This window comes from Pseudomonas sp. NPDC087346, assembly GCF_044744235.1.
Classification (GTDB): Bacteria; Pseudomonadota; Gammaproteobacteria; order Pseudomonadales; family Pseudomonadaceae; genus Aquipseudomonas.
Genome location: NZ_JBIUXX010000096.1, coordinates 6,960 through 9,558, shown reverse-complemented (window position 1 = coordinate 9,558; position 2,599 = coordinate 6,960). Strand labels below are relative to the sequence as shown.

Here is a 2,599-nt window from a genome sequence, read left to right as displayed (position 1 = left end):
TTATTAATAGATATGACATGGAATACCAACGACTAGACTCAGATGTTGAAGCTTTCGCCGCAGCCACATTCACCGCGTACGTTGGGGTTGTTGAACTTGAAGCCTTCGTTCAACCCTTCCTTGACGAAATCGAGCTCGGTGCCGTCCAGGTAGGACAGGCTTTTCGGGTCGATAATCACTTTTTCGCCGTGACTCTCGAACACCTGATCCTCTGCTACCACCTCGTCGACAAACTCCAGCACGTAGGCAAGGCCGGAACAGCCTGTGGTGCGAACACCCAGACGAATCCCTTCACCTTTGCCGCGCCCGTCGAGGGAGCGTCGCACGTGTCGAGCAGCCGCTTCTGTCATGCTGATAGCCATCGTTGACTCCTTACTCGTCGCCCAATGCTTAGATCAAGCCTTTCTTCTGCTTGTAGTCGCGAACAGCCGCTTTGATAGCGTCTTCAGCGAGTACCGAGCAGTGAATTTTCACTGGCGGCAGCGCCAGTTCTTCAGCCAGCTGAGTGTTCTTGATGGTTTCAGCTTCGTCCAGGGTCTTGCCCTTCATCCACTCGGTGGCGAGGGAGCTGGAAGCGATTGCCGAACCGCAGCCGTAGGTCTTGAACTTGGCGTCTTCGATGATGCCTTGTTCGTTAACCTTGATCTGCAGGCGCATAACGTCGCCGCAAGCCGGCGCGCCGACCATGCCGGTGCCGACATCAGGATCTTCCGCGTTCATCTTGCCGACGTTGCGCGGGTTTTCGTAGTGGTCGATGACCTTTTCGCTGTAAGCCATGATGCTTAATCCTCACTCATCAGAGAGTCGCTCTTTAAGCCCCGCAACCAAGGTCACAGGGCCGGTTCGCGGCGACTTGAAATCAGTGTGCCGCCCACTCGATTTTCGAAATGTCGACACCGTCTTTGTACATGTCCCACAGCGGCGACAAAGCGCGCAGCTTGGTAACGGCCTCGCAGACTTTCTGCGCGGCGTAGTCGATTTCTTCTTCGGTGGTGAAACGACCGAAGGTGAAACGGATCGAGCTGTGTGCCAGTTCGTCGTTGCGGCCCAGGGCGCGCAGTACATACGAAGGCTCAAGCGACGCCGAGGTGCAAGCCGAGCCGGACGACACAGCCAGATCCTTGAGCGCCATGATCAGCGACTCGCCTTCAACGTAGTTGAAGCTCAGGTTCAGGTTGTGCGGAACGCGGGCGGTCATGCTGCCGTTGACGTAAAGCTCTTCCAGATGCTCGACCTGCTTGTAGAAACGGTCGCTCAAGGCTTTGATGCGCACGTTTTCAGCAGCCATGTCTTCTTTGGCGACGCGGAAAGCTTCACCCATGCCGACGATCTGGTGAGTTGCCAGAGTGCCGGAACGCATGCCACGTTCGTGACCGCCACCGTGCATGGTCGCTTCAATGCGCACACGCGGCTTGCGGCTCACGTACAGCGCGCCGATGCCTTTAGGGCCGTAGGTCTTGTGGGCAGAGAACGACATCATGTCGACTTTCAGCTTCTGCAGGTCGATCTCGACCTTGCCAGTGGACTGAGCAGCGTCGACGTGGAACAGGATGCCCTTCGAACGCAGCAACTCGCCGATGGCGGCGATGTCGTTGACGGTGCCGATTTCGTTGTTCACGTGCATTACCGACACCAGAATGGTGTCTTCGCGCAGTGCCGCTTCGATCATTGCCGGAGTGATCAGACCATCGGTCTGAGGCTCGAGGTAAGTCACTTCGAAACCTTCACGCTCCAGTTGGCGCATGGTGTCGAGGACAGCCTTGTGCTCAATCTTGGTGGTGATCAGGTGCTTGCCCTTGGAGGCATAGAAATGTGCCGCACCCTTGATTGCCAGGTTGTCGGATTCGGTAGCGCCCGAAGTCCAGACGATTTCACGCGGGTCGGCGTTGACCAGATCGGCCACCTGGCGACGAGCGTTTTCGACGGACTCTTCAGCTTTCCAGCCGAACACGTGGGAACGGGACGCCGGGTTACCGAAGTTTCCGTCGACCAGCAGGCATTCACTCATTTTTTGCGCAACACGCGGATCAACCGGGGTGGTCGCAGAGTAATCAAGGTAAATCGGCAATTTCATGGACTATCTCCTAAATCAGGGCTGGCGTGCCGCTAGTAGCTCTTCGGCTGTCATTCGACGGCGGACGCTTCAATCTTGTCCAGGCGTGGCGCCTTGCTGTTGCAACGGCGCTGGTCCTGACGCTGGGCTACTTCTTGCACCTCACGGCGAGTCACAAGATCAGCCAAGCTGATACCACTTAGAAATTCGTGAATCTGCAGGCTAAGGTCGCACCACAGGTGATGGGTCAGGCAGGTGTCACCGGAATGGCAATCGCCTTGACCCTGGCACTTGGTGGCATCGACCGATTCGTTCACCGCATCGATCACCTGAGCCACCTGAATGCCCTGCATGTCGCGGGACAACTGGTAGCCACCACCCGGACCGCGAACGCTGGAAACCAGGTTGCTGCGGCGCAGCTTGGCGAAAAGCTGTTCGAGGTAGGACAGGGAGATGCCTTGGCGCTCGGAGATATCGGCCAGAGACACCGGCCCGTGCTGCGCGTGCAACGCCAGGTCACGCAAGGCGGTCACGGGGTAGCGGGCT

General features: G+C 57.6%; 4 protein-coding genes. All 4 read right to left on the bottom strand.

The window, feature by feature from the left end:
• Positions 1-38: 38 nt before the first annotated feature.
• Positions 39-362: an iron-sulfur cluster assembly protein IscA gene (gene iscA, locus ACIOZM_RS29800; protein ID WP_028620147.1), complete on the bottom strand. Its 324-nt coding sequence runs from the start codon at positions 360-362 to the stop codon at positions 39-41.
• A 28-nt stretch (positions 363-390) separates the two neighbouring features.
• Positions 391-777, bottom strand: a complete 387-nt coding sequence (gene iscU / locus ACIOZM_RS29795; protein ID WP_007929523.1) for a Fe-S cluster assembly scaffold IscU — start codon at positions 775-777, stop codon at positions 391-393.
• An 82-nt stretch (positions 778-859) separates the two neighbouring features.
• Positions 860-2,074 (bottom strand): IscS subfamily cysteine desulfurase, encoded by a 1,215-nt coding sequence (locus ACIOZM_RS29790; protein ID WP_401220794.1) that lies wholly within the window; start codon positions 2,072-2,074, stop codon positions 860-862.
• 50 nt (positions 2,075-2,124) lie between these two features.
• The coding region (locus ACIOZM_RS29785) for an Rrf2 family transcriptional regulator (RefSeq protein ID WP_401220791.1) at positions 2,125-2,599 on the bottom strand (475 nt) is incomplete at its 5' end.